Here is an 18,983-nt window from a genome sequence, read left to right as displayed (position 1 = left end):
GCTCCATTTTCACAAAAAATTAACTTTTATGGCCTCTCTTTCATTGCGCGTGCAGTGGTTACTGTTGTTGGTCGCATCGGTATTACTTGGCGCACTCTTCCAGTATTTTCATGTTCCGGCCGCCCTGTTACTGGGCCCGATGATTGTGGGCGTGATGATGGGGTTATCCGGTGCCACATTGCGCATCCACAAGCGGCTGTTCCTGCTGTCGCAGGCGGTACTGGGCTGTATGATTGCACAGAGCCTGTCACCGTCCATTTTAACGCCGCTGTTACAGGACTGGCCCGTCGTGGTAGCGGTACTGCTGCTGACTCTGGCGGCCAGCGGTGTGTCGGGCTTTTTGCTGGTTCGGTTTAGTCAGCTTCCCGGCCCGACCGGCGCGTGGGGATCGTCACCTGGTGGTGCTTCTGCCATGGTGGCGATGGCGGGAGAATTCGGCGCGGATGTGCGTCTGGTCGCCTTTATGCAGTATCTGCGCGTTCTGTTTGTGGCGGGCGCGGCGGCAATGGTGGCTCGCATCGGCCTGGGCGATGGCGCTCATGCGGGATCACTGGTGTGGTTTCCTGCACTGAACAGCGGTTTTCCGCTGACGATTTGCCTGGTGATCGGCAGCGCCTGGCTGGGCCCCTGGTTACGCATTCCGTCCGGCGCGTTGCTGGTGCCTGCGCTGATTGGCGCTACGCTGCACGCTACCGGAACAGCCGTGCTTCAGATGCCTGAATGGTTGCTTGCCCTGGCGTACGCCCTGATCGGCTGGAGTGTAGGGCTGCGCTTCACCCGACCCATTTTCAAACTGGCGCTGAGCACCCTGCCGCAAATGCTGCTGTCCATTTTCGGCCTGATGCTGCTGTGTGGCGGACTGGCGTGGATGTTGACGCGCGTACTCCATATTGACCTGATGACCGCCTATCTCGCCACCAGTCCAGGTGGCCTGGACACCGTGGCGATCATTGCGGCCGGAAGCGGAGTGGATATGGCGTTTGTGATGGCGATGCAAACCCTGCGGTTATTCACCATTCTCCTGACCGGCCCGGCAATGGCGCGTTTTCTGTCACGCTTTGCGCAGTCGGCCCCGCGCTGAAAACACGACGGCATCCAGAATGAAGACTAGCAATGCCAGCCAGATAAAGCCAAACGTCAGCATTTTATCCGGCGTGATGGTCTCGCCATAAAACAGCACCGCCAGTAAGAACATCAGCGTTGGGCCAAGATACTGAAAGAAGCCAACCGTCGACAGGCGCAGCCGGGCACAGGCTGCGGCAAAGAACATCAGCGGAATGGTGGTCACAATACCTGCGGCGATCAGCAACAGATTCAGGCTGGCGGGATTGGCGGTAAGATGGCTGGTACTGCTGTCTGCAAAACCAAATAAATACAGCGCGGCCAGCGGAAACAGCCACAGCGTTTCAATCAGCATACCGCTCTGAGCATCGACCTGAATTTTCTTCCTCATGAGGCCGTAAAACGCAAAGCTGAAGGCCAGGCCTAATGCAATCACCGGCACCGAACCAAACTGCCATAGCTGCAAAAGGACGCCAGCGGTAGCGAGCGCCACAGCCAGCCACTGCAGGCGACGAAAACGTTCGCGCAGGAAAACCATACCAAACACAACGTTAATCAAAGGGTTAATAAAATAGCCCAGACTGGCTTCTAGCATATGCTGGTTATTCACCGCCCAGATAAACAGCAGCCAGTTACCGCCCACCGTGACGGCGGTCAGCGCCAGTAGCAAGACCTTTTTGGGTTGGCGCACGACGCTTCTGACCTGCCCCCAACTGCGGCTAAGCGTAATCAACAGCAGCATAAACAAGGCTGACCAGATTACCCGGTGCGTCATGATTTCAGTCGCAGGGACGGCTTTAACTAATTTGAAGTAGGCAGGTGCAATGCCCCATATGAAATAAGCGCCAAGCGCAAAACCTATTCCCTGACGGGTTTGCTGGGTATCCATAAATCATCCTGAAAGTTCGTTCTGTACCAAAAGTCACTGAGAGAAAGCGGCGTGACAGAGGGCCGCAATGTTACCGCAGTCCCCGTCATGTCTGTAGCCCGATCTGGCAACAGGCAGGGTCAGGCTTTGTCCTGATCACCGGCACGCTGGCGGGAAAGACAAATGGCCTGATGATTGTCATCCGCCCACGCAATCAGTTGCTGCATCGGTTTAAGAAAAGAACGACCTAACTCTGTCAGACTGTACTCAACCCGTGGCGGCACTTCCGGATAAAGAGTCCGCAGGATATAGCCGTCCACCTCCAGTCGTTTCAGCGTTCGTGACAGCACCTGACGAGCGACATCGCCAATATGGCGGTGCAGCTCATTGAAGCGCAGCGTGCGCTCGGCCAGCGCCTCAAGAATCAGCAAACTCCATTTATCGCCAATCCGGTCAAGTACATCCCGAATGGGGCAAGGCTGTTCATAACTGAATGTGTTAGGGGATGACACAGACATGAAAAGGGTTCCTGCACGTAGTAATAGTCACTTTCATGTGACTGAGTCAGCACAAAGTGACGTCTTGTTATCCATTTTGCGCGAATGTACCATCCGCAGCGACAACAGTCTATTTTTGTGACCTGGTGTGATATCAAAACCTGATGGCGCGTCCGGGCCATGCCCGGCACCCTGTATGAAGTAATCCTCTGGCGCGGAGCGGTTAGCGCTGTAACGAATGAGCAAGGAGAAAAATGATGGCAACCTTTCTGAAAACCCTGCTGCTGACGGCAGGTATCCTGACAGCGAGCGCTGGGTACGCCGTGCAACCGAAAGAAGGCCGCGATCTTAACGTGGAAGAGGCCAATCGTGCGCTGGTGATCAACTTTTATAATCAATTTTTCAATCAGCACAAGGTGACAGAAGCGGCCCGGGTCGTGGCGGACGATTACCGCCAGCACAATCCCGGGGTGCCGAATGGCAAGGCACCGCTGGTTAACTTTTTCAGCGATTTTTTCAGCAAAAACCCACAGTCAAAAGCGCGCATCGTTCGCAGTGCAACCGACGGTGATCTGGTATGGCTGCATGTTCACTCGACCAATGGTGAACACGATCGTGGTCAGGCTGTTACGGATATTTTCCGCGTGAAAAACGGCAAAATTGTCGAGCACTGGGATGTGATTCAGGCCGTACCGGCGACCTCAGCGAATACCAATACGATGTTCTGAGGCAGTCAGGATACTGTGTGGCAGGGCCTGAACGGTGCCACGCGTCGATTCGCTTAACCGGTCAGGTAGGTCGCGGTTGCGGTGGCAATGTAAAGGCCCTGCTCATTATGTAATTCTACCCGCGCCACAGAGACTTTATTGCCGGCACGCAGTAAACGGCTGCTGGCAATAAAGCGCTCGCCCCGTCCGGGACGGAGATAATCCACCCGCATATCAATCGTCCCCATACGGGCCAGTCGCTGGCGCAGCACGTCTTCACTTATCTGCTCATCACGTGTCAAGGCATGGCTTACGCACACCATGCCCGCGGCGACATCCAGTACCGCTGCTGTTACACCACCATGAAGAATGTGCTGGGCGGCATTGCCCACCAGCATGGTTTTGTTGGCAAAACTGATTTCTGCGTAATCGGGTTCCAGGCGATCCAGTTGCAGACCCAGCGCCTGATTAAACGGCATGTGATAAATAAAAATTTCACCGACGAGGCGGCGAGCGTCCTGCTGAGTCAATAGCACGGATGACATGGTGTTTAGTCCTGAACAGCTGGTAATTGAACTGTAGATGTTAATAAGATGTTTATTCTATGCTTCGCTCGACAGGGTTTCCAGTTTAGGAAATCAGCGCTGATGTTCACCCACTTTTGTGTGTAGAATGTCCTGCTTTTTACAACACCCATTCGCTTTTATGAATACGCAGTTTTCACCGGAGAATCCTATGCGTAAGCATCGCGCCTTGCTGGCGGCAATGTTACTTCCTGCTTTGGCGCAGGCGGACGAAGCCACAATTAAACATGTTCACGATGCACCGCAGGTGCGAGGCAGCATCATTGCCAACCTGCTGGAGCAGCACGACAACCCGTTTGTGCTTTATCCTTACGAAAATAATTATCTGCTTTACACCTATACCAGCGACATAAATAAAGAGGCGATTTCCTCTTACAACTGGGCAAAAAACGCACGTAAAGATGAAGTGAAATTCCAGCTCAGCCTGGCATTTCCGTTGTGGCGTGGCATTGTCGGTGACAACTCCGTATTAGCGGCGTCTTATACTCAGCGCTCATGGTGGCAGTTATCCAATAAAAAAGAGTCGTCGCCTTTCCGCGAGACGAACTATGAGCCACAGATTTTCCTGGGCTGGGCGACCGATTACTCGTTTGCCGGCTGGACACTGCGTGACGTTGAGGTCGGTGTGAATCATCAGTCTAACGGCCGCAGCGATCCGACCTCACGCAGCTGGAACCGTGTTTATACTCGTCTGATGGCGCAGAACGGTAACTTCCTGGCCGAGATCAAGCCCTGGTTCCGTATTTCAGAAAGCGCGAATAATGACGACAACCCCGATATCACCAAATACATGGGTTATTATCGTGCGAAGTTAGGTTACGCCATGGGCGACAGTATTTTCAGCGTTGAAGGCAACTATAACTGGAATAGCGGCTACGGCGGCGCTACGCTGGGCTGGAGTTATCCGATCACCCAACACGTTCGTTTCTATACGCAACTGTTTAGCGGCTATGGCGAATCCCTTATTGACTACAACCATCGTCAGACACGCGTCGGTGTGGGCGTAACACTCAACGATTTATTTTAATTAACCATCAAGTCAGGATCACAGTGGCAACCTCGGCAGTTCTTAATCAGGAAGCGTTGGCGCAGCAGGTATTACAGGATACCTTCGGCTACCAGAAGTTTCGTCCCGGTCAGCAGGCCATTATCAATGAAGCGCTGAATGGGCGAGACTGCCTGGTGGTGATGCCAACCGGCGGCGGGAAATCACTCTGCTATCAGATCCCCGCGCTGGTGCGTGAAGGGCTGACACTGGTCGTCTCGCCCTTGATCTCGCTGATGAAAGATCAGGTGGATCAACTGCTGGCAAATGGTGTTGCGGCGGCGTGTCTCAATTCGACCATGACCCGCGAGCAACAGCAAAACGTCATGGCGGACTGCCGAAACGGACGCGTAAAGTTGCTCTATATTGCGCCCGAACGCCTGATGATGGATAACTTCCTGGAAAGCCTGGCGCACTGGCAGCCTGCGATGCTGGCGGTGGATGAGGCGCACTGCATTTCTCAGTGGGGACACGATTTCCGGCCCGAGTACGGCGCACTGGGGCAGATGCGTCAGCGCTTTCCCGATCTGCCGGTTATGGCGCTCACGGCGACCGCCGATGAAACCACCCGCCTTGATATCGTCAACCTGCTGCATATGCAGGACCCGCTGATTCAAATCAGCAGTTTTGATCGACCTAATATCCGCTATACGCTGGTGGAAAAATTCAAACCCACCGAACAGTTACTGCGTTACGTACAGGATCAGCGGGGCAAGTGCGGCATCATTTACTGCAACAGCCGGGCAAAAGTTGAGGACACGGCCGCGCGCCTGCAGAGCCGCGGTCTCAGCGTGGGTGCCTATCATGCCGGTATCGACAGCGCGCAGCGCGCCCGCGTGCAGGAAGCGTTTCAGCGCGACGATCTGCAAATTGTGGTCGCCACCGTGGCGTTTGGCATGGGCATTAACAAACCCAATGTGCGGTTTGTGGTCCATTTCGACATTCCCCGCAATATCGAATCCTACTATCAGGAAACCGGCCGTGCGGGTCGTGATGGCCTGCCTGCGGAAGCGATGATGCTTTATGATCCTGCAGATATGGCCTGGTTACGTAAATGTCTCGAAGAGAAACAGCCCGGCCCGCTGCAGGACATAGAGCGGCATAAATTGAATGCCATGAACGCCTTTGCTGAAGCGCAGACCTGTCGCCGTCTGGTGCTGCTGAACTACTTTGGTGAAGGGCGGCAGCAACCTTGTGGTAACTGCGATATCTGTCTCGATCCGCCTAAGCGCTATGACGGTCTGGTTGAAGCCCAGAAAGCGCTTTCGAGTATTTACCGTGTCGGCCAGCGCTTTGGCATGGGTTACATCGTTGAAGTTTTGCGCGGCGCGAACAATCATCGTATCCGTGAACAGGGTCACGACAAGCTGCCGGTTTATGGGCTGGGTAAAGAGAACAGCCATGAGCATTGGGTGAGTGTGCTGCGTCAGCTAATTCATCTGGGGTTAGTCACCCAAAATATTGCCATGCATTCTGCACTGCAACTTACCGAAGCGGCCCGACCGGTGCTGCGCGGTGAAGTCCCGCTGATGCTGGCGGTACCACGGCTCATTACAACCAGACCGAAAAGCAGCAGTTCGGCAAAAGTCTACGGGGGTAACTATGACCGTAAGCTGTTTGCCAAACTCCGCAAGCTGCGTAAGGCGATAGCGGATGAAGAGAACATTCCACCCTATGTGGTCTTTAACGACGCCACATTGCTGGAGATGGCGGAACAGATGCCGGTCAGTGCGTCAGACATGTTGAGCGTGAATGGGGTCGGTCACCGTAAACTCGAACGTTTCGGTAAGCCCTTTTTGCTGATGATTAAAGAGCATCTTGATGAAGAGTAAAGAGGCATTACCATGTTGATATTGTTTGGCACGATTGCGTTGGTCCACCTTGTTGCGCTCATGAGCCCCGGCCCGGATTTCTTTTTCGTTTCGCAAACGGCGGCCAGCCGTTCGCGCAAAGAAGCGATGTTGGGTGTGTTGGGCATTACGCTGGCGGTCATGATCTGGGCAGCGGTGGCGTTAATGGGCCTGCATTTGATCCTGCAAAAAATGGCCTGGCTGCATCAAATCATCATGGTCGGTGGCGGGCTTTACCTGTTATGGATGGGATGGCAGCTGATCCGTTCCGCGCGTCAACGTCATAAGCAGGCGGTACAGCAGGAACCTGTCGTCGATCTGCCAAAGAAAGGCATGAGCTTTATCAAAGGGTTGTTAACCAATCTCTCTAACCCCAAAGCGGTGATCTATTTTGGTAGCGTCTTCTCATTATTTATCGGTAACGATGTCGGTGGGCTGGAGCGCTGGGGATTGTTTGTGTTGATTAGCGTCGAAACCTTTGCATGGTTTTCTCTGGTCGCCGCAATTTTTGCTTTGCCATGGATGCGGGATAAATATCAGCGTGCCGCGAAGTGGGTGGATGGCATGGCGGGCGTACTGTTCGCCGGATTTGGCATTCACCTTATCCTGTCACGCTAAGGTCGCCAGACCGGCTTTATGCGGCCGCCGACAGTATGCTCTGTCGTGCGGCTGCAGTGTACATCAGGCCATTCGCCTTGCGCTGGCCAGCAGTCCGCCAATCGCAATAAATAATCCCCCGAAAATACGGTTCATCAGCTTCATCTGTTTAGGGCCTTTGATCCAGCCCGCAATGCGCGTCGCTAAGGTGGCGTAACCAATCATCACCACGATATCCACCAGTACGGTGGTTATGCCCAGAACCAGATACTGCAGCATAAGGGGTTGATGAGGAAGGATAAACTGCGGAAACAGCGCGGCCAGAAACACAATACTTTTGGGATTGGTGAGGTTCACCATGACAGCCCGTTTAAACAGGCGGCGACGCGGCATCGCTTTTGACATCGCGTTGAGATCAATGGCGCCGGCAGCCCGCCACTGTTGAATACCCAGCCAGACCAGATAGCCGGCACCGGCCCATTTCAGAATCTCAAACGCCAGCAGCGACTGAGAAAACAGCGCGCCAAGACCCACCCCTACCAGGGCGATATGCAGCGCGAGCCCTACCTGCAGCCCGGAGATGGAGGCGACGGCACCACGATAACCGTGGCTGATGCCGGTGCTCATGGTGTTAATCGCGCCTGAGCCGGGTGAGAGGCTCAGAATTGTGGTGGTAAGAAGGTAGGTCAGCCACCATTCGATGGTCATGGGTTGTACTCCCGGTCTCGTCTGAAGTGTGACACAATACGCCAGAATGCTGCGCAGAGCCATGGACATCATGCGGCCGTTCAGACTCTTTTTTCCGGCAATCAGGAGGGCGGATGAAGCAACACAGGGCAAGCTGGCTGCGACGCGAAAAGGCCTTTGCCGCCTTTGCTACTGGTCCACTGCTTGATTTCTGGCACAGCCGTGAAGAGTGCGAATTCACTGGCGTTGGAAACCTGACATTGCGCTATGTCCGGTTCATTTCACCGCAACATAAACGCGTCATCCTTATCGTGCCGGGGCGCATCGAAAGCTACGTTAAGTATCCCGAACTGGCTTACGATCTTTTTCACTGCGGCTTTGATGTGATCGTGCTCGATCATCGCGGTCAGGGGCGATCGGATCGTCTGCTGGATGACTCTCACCGCGGGCATGTGGTGGAGTTCAGCCATTATGTTGATGACCTCGAAACGCTTTATCTCAAAGAGATTGTGAGCCGTCATTATCAGCAGCGCTATGCACTGGCTCATTCGATGGGCGGCGCGATTTTGACGCTCTTCCTGGCGCGTCAGCCCGGTGCATTTCATGCCGCCGCGCTGGTGGCTCCCATGTTTGGGATTGCGTTGCCGTTACCCGCTTTTCTGGCGCATAAGATTCTTGACTGGGCGGAAAAGCGCCCCGCTGTGCGTGAGGGTTATGCATTAGGCACAGGGCGCTGGCGGGCGCACCCTTTCGGCATCAACCGGTTAACGCACAGCCATGAGCGCTACCGCCGCAGTCTGCGTTTTTATGCGGATGATCCGGCTATTCGCGTGGGCGGACCTACGTATCACTGGGTCAGAGAAGGGATTCATGCCGGGCGCAATATTCTGAGCCAGGTGGATAACATTACGACTCCGTTGCTGGTGCTGCAGGCCAGTGAAGACAGCGTGGTGGATAATCGCTCGCAGGATCTGTTTTGTGACGCGATGGCGGCAGCCGGTCACCCCTGTCAGGGCCGGACACCGCAGGTTATCAGCGGCGCGCGCCACGAGATCCTGTTTGAAAAGGACAGCATGCGCGCCGAAGCGCTCAATACCATCGTCGATTTCTTTTTATCGCAGCATTAGTTCGCAATTTACATTACCGGCTACGGCCAACCGACACCGATACCCGAGGTTTTCATGTACCACATTGTTGTGTCCGATCTGGATGGCACACTGCTTTCTCCCGAACATCGCCTGACCGCCAATGCGCGCGAAACGCTTCAGCAACTGGTCGCGCAGGGCATTCACTTTATTTTTGCCACAGGCCGTCATCACATCGATGTCGGGCAAATGCGTGACAAGCTGGGGATTCCGGCTTACATGATTACGTCAAACGGCGCGCGCGTTCACAATCCGGCAGGGGAGCTGGTTTTTAGCCACAATCTGGACGCGGACATCGCCCACGATCTGTTTGGTCTGCAGTATCATCATCCGGACGTGCTGACGCATGTTTATCGCGACGATGAGTGGTTTGTCAGCCGCTGCAGTCCGGCGGAGAAGGATTATTTTCGCGAGTCCGATTTTCACTATCAGGTTTATGAGCCGGGCATGCTGCCGACGGATGGCATCAGCAAAGTCTTTTTTACCTGTGAAGAACCGGAACACCTTGTCCCTATGGAGCAGGCCATCGAAGCACGCTGGGGCGACAGGGTTAACGTGAGTTTTTCGCTGCCGACCTGCCTCGAAGTGATGGCAGGCGGCGTGTCAAAAGGCCATGCCCTGGAAGCGGTGGCAAAACAGTTAGGCTTTACGCTTAAAGACTGTATTGCGTTTGGTGATGGTATGAATGATGTCGAAATGCTGAGTATGGCAGGCAAAGGCTGCATTATGGCTAACGCCCATCAGCGTCTGAAAGACACCTTACCTGAACTGGAAGTGATTGGCAGTAATGCCCAGGATGCCGTCCCGGAGACGCTGAGAACACTCTATCTGTCGTAATCCGAAAAGAAGGCCGGTAAGCCGGCCTTCTGGCAAAGCCGTTATGCCCTTTTTTGCTTATGCCGGTGCTCACTGATCATGGTTAACAGCAGCAGCACTACCGCCATAACGGCGCCGGCAATCATCACGATGAATCCGCCATCCCAGCCGAAGTAATCGACGGTATAACCCACAATGGCGCTGGCCGCGACTGAGCCACCCAGATAACCGAACAGCCCCGTAAACCCGGCAGCCGTGCCAGCCGCTTTTTTGGGTGCCAGCTCCAGCGCATGCAGACCAATGAGCATTACCGGTCCATAAATCAGAAAGCCAATCGCGATCATACAGGCCATGTCCACACCGGGATTGCCCGGCGGATTTAGCCAGTAGATGACGGTAGCAGCGGTAACCAGCGTCATAAAAAACACCCCTGTCGCACCACGGTTGCCGCGAAAGACCTTGTCTGACATCCAGCCGCACAACAGCGTACCGGGAATGCCCGCATACTCATAAAAGAAGTAGGTCCAGGAGGACTTATCAAGCGTGAAATGCTTTACTTCTTTCAGGTAGGTCGGTGACCAGTCGAGGATGCCGTAACGCAGCAGGTAGACAAACACATTTGCCAGAGCGATATACCACAGCAGTTTGTTGGGAAGGACATACTTCATAAAGATTTGTCTGGCAGTGAACTCTTCCTCATGACTTTCGTTGTAATCCACCGGATAGTCGTTTTTATAGGCCTCAATCGGCGGTAATCCACAAGATTGCGGCGTATCGCGCATCAGGGCAAAGGCCAGAATCGCAATGGCGATCGCCCCGAAGGCGGGCATATATAGCGCGGCTTTCCAGTCGTTGAACCACGCCATCCCCAGCAGAAACAGCAGGGGCGGAATCCCGCCGCCGACGTTATGCGCACAGTTCCACACAGAAACGATGCCGCCGCGCTCCTTTTGTGACCACCAGTGGACCATAGTGCGTCCGCAGGGCGGCCAGCCCATTCCCTGAAACCAGCCACAGATGAACAGCAGTACGAACATCACCATAATGCTGGAGGTTGCCCAGGGCACAAACCCCATAATCAGCATTACGGCAGCCGCCAGCGTTAAGCCGGCAGGTAAGAAGACCCGTGGATTCGACCGGTCTGACACCGAACCCATAATAAATTTGGAAAAGCCATAGGCGATGGAGATGCCTGAAAGCGCAAAACCCAGATCGCCGCGTGAGAAGCCTTGTTCAACCAGGTAGGGCATCGCCAGGGCGAAATTCTTTCGAACCAGATAGTAGGCCGCATAGCCAACGAAAATTCCGATAAAGATTTGCCAGCGCAGGCGACGGTAGCGTGGATCGATACGATGATCTTCGACCCGGGGCTGGTGTGGTGCAGGTTTAAAAATACTCAACATAGCGGTGGCCCTCCAGGGCGCATTATGATTTTGATTCCCGGCAGGTTGGGCAAAACTCAAGAAAACGGCGATCGGGATGCGCCATTTCGCGCAGAGAATAGACAGAGATACGTGGCTTTACTGTGATGAATGACAAATATGTTACAGATTTATGACAATTTGGCGCGAAAAGCTCAGGCCGATGCGCTGATGCGCTGATGCGCTGATGCGCACATTTTTCTGCTGACAGGATATGCCCGATAAGAAGGTAAAAAGCCTGACCGGCAAATTAATGCGTAACTGCCTGGTTAATGCACAGATGTCAACCAGATAAATCTCCCTGCTGTGCGGACATTGTTTACACTGTCGCTCTGTTTATTTCGGGGTTGTTACCGTGCTTTTATTGATCGTTACTACCATTCTGTGGGCTTTTTCATTCAGCCTGATCGGCGAGTACCTTGCCGGTCAGGTTGACAGCTGGTTTTCGGTGCTGATGCGCCTGGCGCTAGCGGCAGTGGTATTTTTGCCTTTCCTGCGCTGGCGCGGCTATCGCCCCTCTACGCTCCTGCTGTATATGCTGGTAGGTATGCTGCAACTGGGCATCATGTATTTACTGAGTTTCGAAGCCTATCTCTATCTGAGCGTGTCTGAATTCCTGCTGTTTACCGTGATGACGCCGCTGTACGTCACGTTGATCTACGACGTGATCAGTCGACGGCCTCTGCGCGCAGGGTACATTTTCAGTGCGTTGCTGGCTGTGGCGGGCGCGGCAATCATTCGTTATGACAAAGTCAGCGATAACTTCTGGTTCGGCCTGTTGCTGGTACAGTTAGCCAATATTTGCTTTGCAGCAGGTATGGTGGGCTACAAACGTTTGCAGGAAACCCGTCCTGTGCCGCAGCACACGGCCTTTTCGTGGTTCTATCTGGGCGCGGTGCTGATTGCGGTGGTGGCCTGGGCCGTCTGGGGCAACCCGCATAAACTCCCGACCACCTCACTGCAGTGGGGCATTCTGGTCTGGCTGGGCGTGGTGGCGTCCGGACTGGGTTACTTTATGTGGAACTACGGTGCTACGCAGGTCGATGCTGGCACGTTGGGCATCATGAACAACATGCATGTGCCGGCAGGCTTGCTGGTCAACCTGGCGATATGGCAGCAAAAGCCACACTGGCCAAGCTTTATTGCCGGTGCGCTCGTGATAGTAGCGTCCTTGTGGGTCCATAAGCGCTGGGTGGTCGGTAAGAACAATCAACAGTGAAAAAACAAGGCATCGCCGCGCACCGGCGCCAAAAGTAGCAGGCCGCTCAGTCTGTTGCGATCCCATGGCGGACGGGGCGCGCGTCGGCAGAAGGCGAGCAAGACGACGTCTGCTCGCCCGGCAGAGCGGACCGCATTGTTATCCCGGTGCGCTTTCTCCGGCGGGACGAGCGTAAGTCGGCGGCTGGTTTAAGCGGGCTTAACTGGCGCAGGGCGATGAATCATCGTCAGCCCCTTGAGGAAATTACGCAGAATCTGGTCACCGCATTCACGATAGTTTTTGTGATCCGGTTTACGGAAGATCGCGCCAATCTCCGCCTGAGAGACGGTGAAGTTGGCTTTTTTCAGGATATCAGGGATGTCGGTCGTTTTCAGATCAAATGCAATACGCAGCTTTTTCATGAAAATGTTGTTATTCATCTTACGCTCGATGGAAGGCGCAGGGGCATCCTCACTTTTCCCACGGCGATGAAAGATTAAGCCATTCAGGAAATAGCCCATCAGGACATCGGGGCAGGGGCGAAATGCCGCATCCTCATCTTTTTTCAGCCAACTGGTGATATCGGCCTGAGGAACCTCGCACTCCGCTAAGGCAAAAATCGCCACCATTTTGGCATCGTTCAGATCGAGCATATAGCGCACGCTGCGCAAAATATCGTTGTTAGTCATGGTGAGATCGTCTCAAGGTCAGTCAACAGGCTGCGCATTATAGGGGATTTTGCCCGCCGCCGCGCAGCTTTGTCGCTCATGCGGCTAAACGGCTGCAGGATGCGCGGCATTCCTGACAAAAGGCAAATGTTCACAGGCATGCTGACGGGCAAAATGGATAAAGGCTTCCAGCACAGGCTGACGCTGCTCGCCGTCACGCACGGCGGCATAAAGCCGACTCCATAATCCCTCTCCCAGTGTTTTCGTGATCACTAACCCCTGTTTTTCAAAGCTCTCCACTACCCAGTGTGGCAGCGCGGCAATGCCCATGCGCGCCGACACCATCTGAATCATCAACAGCGTGTTATCCACATTCTTCAGTGCAGGACTGATGCCTGCGGGCTGAAGGAAATGACGCCAGATATCCAGCCGCTGACGCTGCACCGGGTAAATCATCAACACTTCGTCGGCCAGTGCGTCAGGGGATATATGTTCGACCTGAGCCAGAGGATGATCGGGTGCCAGCACCAGGCGCACTTCGAAATCGAACATCGGTGAATAGAACAGGCCCGAGCGCGGCAGAATATCGGACGTTAAAACGATATCCAGCTCACCCTGTTGCAGTGCAGGTTGCGGATCGAAGGTCACACCTGATTTAAAATCCATCACCACCTGTGGCCAGCTCTGACGAAACTTATCCAGTGCCGGCGTGAGCCACTGAATGCAGCTATGACATTCAATGGCAACACGAAGCGTAGTCTGTTGCGGCTCATGGCAGGCCTGAAGCGCCTGCTGAATTTGCGGCAGAATCTGTTCCGCCAGCTGCAACAGGATTTCGCCCTGTGGCGTGAAGCGCAATGGCTGGCTTTTGCGTACAAACAGGCGGAATCCCAGCCGCTGTTCCAGATCGCTGAACTGATGTGACAACGCCGACTGCGTCTGGTGAAGCTGGGCGGCCGCGGCGGCCAGCGAGCCGGTATTCCGCAGAGCCTGAAGCGTCCGGAGATGTTTGAATTCGATCATGAGGGTCCTTCACATCGAAACTGAATAATTTGCGCTTAAGAGACATACAGTACCCGCAGAATATAGCGGTGTAAACATCTGGACGGCTAAACGTGACTGGCGATCAGACTGACCCAAGCATTTCTGGAGAATAGCAAATACCAATCCATAACCCTACTCCCGGCTTTTCACGTACAGGTGTGCGGCGCGAGCTGAAAAATGAGTATTTGCTTATCCAAACGGAACGGACCGGAGGGTGACGACATTCACTCAAGAAATAGCAGAAAAAATGAGGCGCGTTATATTGCTGCAGAACGGCTATGGGACACTCCGCAATCCAGCCTGAAAACCCACCAGGCTTGTGAGCAGGGTTAACGCGGAAAAGCTCTCTGATTTGCGGGTGTTGGATGGCGACGTCGGGAGTTTGGGCGCTTACGCGCCCTTTTTTTATCACTCAGTGGATGCGACACCGTACTGCTTAAACCAGGCTAACATACGTGCCCAGCCGTCTTTTGCCGATTCGGCATGGTAGCTCGGACGATAGTCGGCGTTAAAAGCATGCCCGGCATCGGGATACACAATGATCTCTGCCTTTGCGTTTGCAGCATGTAAGGCCTGGCGCATCTGCTCCACGCTTTCCAGCGGAATGCCGTCATCCTGACCACCATACAAACCCAGCACAGGCGCGTTCAGATCCACAGCAATATCGATAGGATGTTTTTGCTGCTTCATGGTTTTTTCCCCTACCAGGCGACCATACCAGGCCACGGCAGCGCGAAGTTGCGGGTTGTGTGCCGCATAGAGCCAACTGATGCGTCCGCCCCAACAGAAACCGGTAATTCCCATCCGCCGGATATCGCCACCGTTGCGGGCCGCCCAGTTAGCGGCATGATCGAGATCCGCCAGTACCTGGCTGTCAGGCACCTTGCTGACCAGTTCTTTAAACAGCGTAGGAATATCGTTGTAGTCGTTGGGGTCGCCTTCGCGGAAGTAAAGCTCTGGCGCGACAGCCAGATAGCCTTCCAGCGCCAGACGACGACAAATGTCGCGAATGTGTTCATGAACGCCGAAAATTTCCTGCACGACCAGCACAACAGGCAACGGCCCGTCTGCTGACTGCGGTTTCGCGTAAAAAGCCGGAAGATTTTCACCCTGACTCGGAATAGACGTCTCACCGGCGTGGATGGCCGGGCTGTCGGTAATAATGGTGGTCGAAGCCGTGGGCTGAACTGCCGGAGCAAACGCGCCTGCGGCTGATTTTTGTGTCATATTATCGTCGGTTTTCATCGTTATCTCCGTGCAAGCGTATGCGCAATCACGTAACTATAGCCTGGGCATTTATTACTGGTTCCGGGCAATGCGTAACAGAGCTTATAACCTTTAAAATACACTTCTCTTTAACATTCTCATGCTGCCTTCCACATCACCATATGTAGCATTACGGAAGGTCTGAGATAAATGTGTGATATTAATCACTAAAAATTTCACAGAAAATGTAACTTTCATTTTCTTGAGTGAAACCAGTCACACATTTAACCCGTCGGGTAACGTAAAGTGGCGTACTGTTTTTCCTTAACCCGGAGTCTGATATGACACAGTCTGACGTTTTCCATCTTGGCCTGACGAAAGCCGACCTGCAGGGGGCGACACTGGCCATTGTTCCTGGCGATCCGGAACGTGTAAAAAAAATTGCCGGACTGATGGACGATCCCCGGCACCTGGCTTCCCATCGTGAGTTCACCAGCTGGCTGGCTAAGCTTGACGGTAAACCCGTCGTGGTCTGTTCTACCGGGATTGGCGGACCTTCTACCTCCATTGCCGTCGAGGAGCTTGCTCAGCTTGGTGTGCGCACTTTCCTGCGTGTAGGGACAACGGGCGCTATCCAGCCGCATATCAATGTCGGCGACGTTCTGGTTACGACGGCGTCTGTACGCCTGGACGGTGCCAGCCTGCACTTCGCACCAATGGAATTTCCGGCCGTCGCCGACTTCACCTGCACAACGGCCTTAGTGGCTGCGGCAGAAGCCTGCGGTGCCAAAACTCATATCGGGATTACCGCCTCATCTGATACTTTCTACCCCGGCCAGGAGCGCTACGACACCTTCTCGGGCCGCGTCGTGAACCGTTTTCAGGGCTCTATGCAGGAGTGGCAGCAGATGGGCGTCCTGAACTATGAGATGGAATCGGCGACGCTGTTAACCATGTGCGCCAGTCAGGGCCTGCGCGCAGGCATGGTGGCGGGCGTGATTGTTAACCGCACGCAAAAAGAGATTCCCGATGCAGTGACGATGAAGCAGACCGAAAGCGATGCCGTCAAAATAGTAGTTGAAGCGGCGCGTCGCTTACTCTAGCCCTTCGTTTGACAGACAGGCCGGCTGTCCGGCCTGTCATGGCCTTGTCTTTACGTCTCGTCTTCCCCCTTCAGTAAATATATCTGGACATTCATACAGTGCGAATTTACCTTTTTCCTCAATAGCCTGACCAGCGGGGAGAATATGGATCAGCACATCATTATCAGCATCTGCCTTGGGCTCGCCGGCCTGGGTGTTGGCTGGATACTGGCGCAAATGCGTGTCAGTCATCAGTTAGCCAGCTTTACCACAGAGCGCCGTCTGCTTAACGAAGCACAACAACGTCAGCAACAGCACATCGAGCAGCTCCAGCAGCAGCTGCAACAGCGCGAACAGGAGCTGAGACAGCTTCATGGATCATTAAGCGGAGCCAATGAGCGCCTGCAACAGCTGGATTACTGGCGTAATGAGAGCGAGCAACTGACACGAGAGCTGCGCAATCAGCTGGAGGTGAACAGCGCGCAGGAAGCCGAGCTGCGTGAAGTGACCATCCGTCTTGAGGAAACCCGTTTTGCAGCGGAAGAGAAGCAGCGCCTGTTGACCAACAGCGAGCAGCGGCTTAGCGCGCAGTTTGAAAACCTGGCTAACCGAATTTTTGAAAACAGCGGTCGCCGCGTTGATGAGCAAAACCGTCAAAGTCTGAACAGCCTGATTGGGCCGTTGCGTGAACAGCTCGATGGCTTTCGGCGTCAGGTTAATGAGAGCTTTGGCGCGGAAGCGCGTGAACGCCATACACTGACCCACGAGATTCGTCAGCTACAGCAACTGAACGCGCAGATGGCCCAGGAAGCGCTCAACCTGACCAAAGCGCTCAAAGGCGACAACAAAATCCAGGGTAACTGGGGCGAGGTGGTGCTGAGCCGGGTACTGGAAGCGTCAGGATTGCGTGAAGGCTATGAATACGATATCCAGGTCAGCATGCAGAACGAGCAGCAAAGCCGCATGCAGCCCGATGTCATCGTCCGGCTTCCCCAGGGGAAAGATGTGGTGATCGACGCCAAAATGACGCTGGTTGCCTACGAGCGGTATTTCAACGCGGATGACGACATTGAACGTGAACAGGCCATTCAGGCGCATATCAGTGCCGTACGCGGCCATATCCGTTTGCTGGGCCGTAAAGATTATCAACAATTGCCCGGTTTACGCTCACTGGATTATGTGTTGATGTTTATCCCGGTTGAACCGGCGTTTTTACTGGCAATCGATCGGCAGCCGGAATTGATCGGCGAAGCGCTCCAGCAAAATATCATGCTGGTCAGTCCGACCACGCTGCTGGTTGCACTGCGTACCATCAACAATCTCTGGCGCTACGAGCATCAAAGCCGCAATGCGCAGCGGATTGCCGAGCGCGCAGCCAGGCTTTACGACAAAATGCGCCTGTTTGTTGATGATATGAGCGGTATTGGTCACAGCCTTGATAAGGCCCAAAACAGCTATCGTGAAGCGATGAAGAAGCTGGCAGAAGGGCGGGGGAATTTGATCGCACAAACGGAAGGCTTCCGTGACTTAGGTGTAGAGGTTAAACGCGCTATCAATCCCCATCTGGTCGAACGCGCGATGCCCGAAAATGAGCACGACAGTATGCCCGGTAACGACCAAAACGCAGACGAAAGTTGTGAGCGGGTTCGGCACCTCCACGAATAAGCAGGTCGCCAACGTGCCTGACCTCCGTGACTCTGATACACTTCCATAAGTATTGTTTGTGGAGCAGGTAAAACCGATGGCAGATGAATCACAGCAGGAAACTACCCATTTTGGCTTTCAGACCGTCGCCAAGAGCGAGAAAGCCGACAAAGTCGCGGACGTGTTTCATTCCGTAGCGGCGAAATATGACCTGATGAACGACTTAATGTCGTTTGGCGTCCATCGCGTCTGGAAGCGTTTTACCATCGACAGCAGCGGTGTGCGTCGCGGTCAGCGTGTCCTGGATCTGGCCGGTGGAACCGGCGATTTAACCGCAAAATTTTCACGGCTGGTGGGCGAGACCGGGCAGGTTGTTCTGGCTGACATTAACAGCTCTATGCTGAAAATGGGCCGGGAGAAGCTACGAAACCTCGGTATCGTCGGCAATGTCAGTTATGTTCAGGCCAACGCCGAAGCGCTGCCGTTTCCTGACAACTACTTCGACTGCATTACGATCTCTTTTGGCCTGCGTAACGTCACGGAAAAAGAGAAGGCGCTGGCGTCGATGTTCCGCGTGCTGAAACCGGGTGGACGCTTGCTGGTGCTGGAGTTCTCGAAACCTGTTATTGAGCCGCTGAGCAAAGCCTACGATGCCTACTCGTTCCATATTCTGCCGCGCATCGGCCAACTGGTTGCTCAGGATGCAGAAAGTTATCGCTATCTGGCCGAGTCCATCCGCATGCATCCCGACCAGGAAACCCTGAAAGCGATGATGAACGATGTGGGATTTGAAAACACCACCTATTCAAATATGACGGGCGGCATCGTGGCACTTCATCGTGGGTTTAAATTTTAACCATTA

The 18,983-nt window shown here is 54.2% G+C and carries 19 protein-coding genes; 11 read left to right on the top strand and 8 right to left on the bottom strand.

Annotation, left to right across the window (positions count from 1 at the left end):
* Positions 1–28 precede the first annotated feature (28 nt).
* Positions 29–1,081, top strand: coding sequence for an AbrB family transcriptional regulator (locus G5574_RS13045; RefSeq protein WP_033737366.1), 1,053 nt, complete (start codon positions 29–31; stop codon positions 1,079–1,081).
* On the opposite strand, the gene rarD is transcribed toward G5574_RS13045, so the two are convergent.
* Together rarD and G5574_RS13035 are read right to left on the bottom strand one after the other, a co-directional pair.
* Positions 1,052–1,951: an EamA family transporter RarD gene (gene rarD / locus G5574_RS13040; RefSeq protein ID WP_054688544.1), complete on the bottom strand. Its 900-nt coding sequence runs from the start codon at positions 1,949–1,951 to the stop codon at positions 1,052–1,054. The genes G5574_RS13045 and rarD overlap by 30 nt on opposite strands.
* A gap of 119 nt (positions 1,952–2,070) precedes the next feature.
* On the bottom strand, positions 2,071–2,448 hold the full coding sequence (locus G5574_RS13035; protein WP_164482727.1) for a winged helix-turn-helix transcriptional regulator: 378 nt from the start codon (positions 2,446–2,448) through the stop codon (positions 2,071–2,073).
* 233 nt (positions 2,449–2,681) lie between these two features.
* On the opposite strand from G5574_RS13035, the gene G5574_RS13030 reads away from it, so the two are divergent.
* Positions 2,682–3,155 carry a nuclear transport factor 2 family protein gene (locus tag G5574_RS13030; protein WP_006121456.1) on the top strand — a complete coding sequence of 158 codons (474 nt, stop codon included), beginning with the start codon at positions 2,682–2,684 and terminating at the stop codon, positions 3,153–3,155.
* A gap of 53 nt (positions 3,156–3,208) precedes the next feature.
* On the opposite strand, the gene G5574_RS13025 is transcribed toward G5574_RS13030, so the two are convergent.
* A complete protein-coding gene (locus G5574_RS13025; RefSeq protein WP_164482726.1) occupies positions 3,209–3,679 on the bottom strand; it encodes a thioesterase family protein in 471 nt (156 codons plus the stop codon).
* A 190-nt stretch (positions 3,680–3,869) separates the two neighbouring features.
* Between G5574_RS13025 and pldA the strand changes: the two genes are divergently transcribed.
* From pldA to rhtC, 3 genes are read left to right on the top strand one after another with little or no spacing between them, the layout of a single operon-like run.
* On the top strand, positions 3,870–4,745 hold the full coding sequence (pldA, locus tag G5574_RS13020) for a phospholipase A (RefSeq protein WP_033737373.1): 876 nt from the start codon (positions 3,870–3,872) through the stop codon (positions 4,743–4,745).
* 23 nt (positions 4,746–4,768) lie between these two features.
* Positions 4,769–6,595 carry an ATP-dependent DNA helicase RecQ gene (gene recQ, locus G5574_RS13015; RefSeq protein ID WP_164482725.1) on the top strand — a complete coding sequence of 609 codons (1,827 nt, stop codon included), beginning with the start codon at positions 4,769–4,771 and terminating at the stop codon, positions 6,593–6,595.
* A 12-nt stretch (positions 6,596–6,607) separates the two neighbouring features.
* Entirely contained in the window at positions 6,608–7,231 is a 624-nt protein-coding gene (gene rhtC / locus G5574_RS13010) for a threonine export protein RhtC (RefSeq protein WP_164482724.1), read from the top strand.
* Positions 7,232–7,294: 63 nt separating this feature from the next.
* Here the strand turns inward: rhtC and rhtB are convergent, their stop codons facing one another.
* Complete coding sequence (rhtB, locus tag G5574_RS13005; RefSeq protein WP_033737374.1) at positions 7,295–7,918, bottom strand: homoserine/homoserine lactone efflux protein; 624 nt, start codon at positions 7,916–7,918, stop codon at positions 7,295–7,297.
* 113 nt (positions 7,919–8,031) lie between these two features.
* Here rhtB and pldB point away from each other — a divergent pair, with 113 nt between their 5' ends.
* A complete protein-coding gene (gene pldB / locus G5574_RS13000) occupies positions 8,032–9,024 on the top strand; it encodes a lysophospholipase L2 (protein WP_006121462.1) in 993 nt (330 codons plus the stop codon).
* A 54-nt stretch (positions 9,025–9,078) separates the two neighbouring features.
* On the top strand, positions 9,079–9,879 hold the full coding sequence (yigL, locus tag G5574_RS12995) for a sugar/pyridoxal phosphate phosphatase YigL (protein WP_033737375.1): 801 nt from the start codon (positions 9,079–9,081) through the stop codon (positions 9,877–9,879).
* A gap of 41 nt (positions 9,880–9,920) precedes the next feature.
* On the opposite strand, the gene glpT is transcribed toward yigL, so the two are convergent.
* Positions 9,921–11,261, bottom strand: coding sequence for a glycerol-3-phosphate transporter (gene glpT / locus G5574_RS12990; protein ID WP_058708542.1), 1,341 nt, complete (start codon positions 11,259–11,261; stop codon positions 9,921–9,923).
* 373 nt (positions 11,262–11,634) lie between these two features.
* Here glpT and G5574_RS12985 point away from each other — a divergent pair, with 373 nt between their 5' ends.
* Positions 11,635–12,498, top strand: coding sequence for a carboxylate/amino acid/amine transporter (locus G5574_RS12985; RefSeq protein ID WP_006121466.1), 864 nt, complete (start codon positions 11,635–11,637; stop codon positions 12,496–12,498).
* Between the two features lie 188 nt (positions 12,499–12,686).
* Here G5574_RS12985 and G5574_RS12980 read toward each other — a convergent pair whose 3' ends face one another.
* The 3 genes from G5574_RS12980 to G5574_RS12970 all read right to left on the bottom strand — a co-directional run bounded on the left by G5574_RS12980 (position 12,687) and on the right by G5574_RS12970 (position 15,434).
* Positions 12,687–13,166 (bottom strand): YehS family protein, encoded by a 480-nt coding sequence (locus G5574_RS12980; protein ID WP_033737377.1) that lies wholly within the window; start codon positions 13,164–13,166, stop codon positions 12,687–12,689.
* Between the two features lie 84 nt (positions 13,167–13,250).
* A complete protein-coding gene (gene metR / locus G5574_RS12975; protein WP_006121468.1) occupies positions 13,251–14,168 on the bottom strand; it encodes an HTH-type transcriptional regulator MetR in 918 nt (305 codons plus the stop codon).
* A 429-nt stretch (positions 14,169–14,597) separates the two neighbouring features.
* Positions 14,598–15,434, bottom strand: a complete 837-nt coding sequence (locus G5574_RS12970; protein WP_006121469.1) for a dienelactone hydrolase family protein — start codon at positions 15,432–15,434, stop codon at positions 14,598–14,600.
* Positions 15,435–15,736: 302 nt separating this feature from the next.
* Here G5574_RS12970 and udp point away from each other — a divergent pair, with 302 nt between their 5' ends.
* The 3 genes from udp to ubiE all read left to right on the top strand — a co-directional run bounded on the left by udp (position 15,737) and on the right by ubiE (position 18,977).
* A complete protein-coding gene (gene udp / locus G5574_RS12965) occupies positions 15,737–16,498 on the top strand; it encodes a uridine phosphorylase (protein WP_006121470.1) in 762 nt (253 codons plus the stop codon).
* 144 nt (positions 16,499–16,642) lie between these two features.
* A complete protein-coding gene (gene rmuC, locus G5574_RS12960) occupies positions 16,643–18,142 on the top strand; it encodes a DNA recombination protein RmuC (protein ID WP_033737379.1) in 1,500 nt (499 codons plus the stop codon).
* A gap of 76 nt (positions 18,143–18,218) precedes the next feature.
* Positions 18,219–18,977 (top strand): bifunctional demethylmenaquinone methyltransferase/2-methoxy-6-polyprenyl-1,4-benzoquinol methylase UbiE, encoded by a 759-nt coding sequence (ubiE, locus tag G5574_RS12955; protein WP_033737381.1) that lies wholly within the window; start codon positions 18,219–18,221, stop codon positions 18,975–18,977.
* Positions 18,978–18,983 lie beyond the last annotated feature (6 nt).

Source organism: Pantoea stewartii (assembly GCF_011044475.1).
Lineage (GTDB): Bacteria > Pseudomonadota > Gammaproteobacteria > Enterobacterales > Enterobacteriaceae > Pantoea > Pantoea stewartii.
Note: the sequence above shows the minus strand (reverse complement) of the source record. Positions and strands in the feature narration are given on the sequence as shown.

Coding starts and splice junctions, on each gene's coding strand:
- G5574_RS13045 (WP_033737366.1), top strand. CDS start 29: ATGGCCTCTCTTTCATTGCGCGTGCAGTGGTTACTGTTGTTGGTCGCA.
- rarD (WP_054688544.1), bottom strand. CDS start 1,951: ATGGATACCCAGCAAACCCGTCAGGGAATAGGTTTTGCGCTTGGCGCT.
- G5574_RS13035 (WP_164482727.1), bottom strand. CDS start 2,448: ATGTCTGTGTCATCCCCTAACACATTCAGTTATGAACAGCCTTGCCCC.
- G5574_RS13030 (WP_006121456.1), top strand. CDS start 2,682: ATGATGGCAACCTTTCTGAAAACCCTGCTGCTGACGGCAGGTATCCTG.
- G5574_RS13025 (WP_164482726.1), bottom strand. CDS start 3,679: ATGTCATCCGTGCTATTGACTCAGCAGGACGCTCGCCGCCTCGTCGGT.
- pldA (WP_033737373.1), top strand. CDS start 3,870: ATGCGTAAGCATCGCGCCTTGCTGGCGGCAATGTTACTTCCTGCTTTG.
- rhtC (WP_164482724.1), top strand. CDS start 6,608: ATGTTGATATTGTTTGGCACGATTGCGTTGGTCCACCTTGTTGCGCTC.
- rhtB (WP_033737374.1), bottom strand. CDS start 7,918: ATGACCATCGAATGGTGGCTGACCTACCTTCTTACCACCACAATTCTG.
- pldB (WP_006121462.1), top strand. CDS start 8,032: ATGAAGCAACACAGGGCAAGCTGGCTGCGACGCGAAAAGGCCTTTGCC.
- yigL (WP_033737375.1), top strand. CDS start 9,079: ATGTACCACATTGTTGTGTCCGATCTGGATGGCACACTGCTTTCTCCC.
- glpT (WP_058708542.1), bottom strand. CDS start 11,261: ATGTTGAGTATTTTTAAACCTGCACCACACCAGCCCCGGGTCGAAGAT.
- G5574_RS12980 (WP_033737377.1), bottom strand. CDS start 13,166: ATGACTAACAACGATATTTTGCGCAGCGTGCGCTATATGCTCGATCTG.
- metR (WP_006121468.1), bottom strand. CDS start 14,168: ATGATCGAATTCAAACATCTCCGGACGCTTCAGGCTCTGCGGAATACC.
- G5574_RS12970 (WP_006121469.1), bottom strand. CDS start 15,434: ATGAAAACCGACGATAATATGACACAAAAATCAGCCGCAGGCGCGTTT.
- udp (WP_006121470.1), top strand. CDS start 15,737: ATGACACAGTCTGACGTTTTCCATCTTGGCCTGACGAAAGCCGACCTG.
- rmuC (WP_033737379.1), top strand. CDS start 16,643: ATGGATCAGCACATCATTATCAGCATCTGCCTTGGGCTCGCCGGCCTG.
- ubiE (WP_033737381.1), top strand. CDS start 18,219: ATGGCAGATGAATCACAGCAGGAAACTACCCATTTTGGCTTTCAGACC.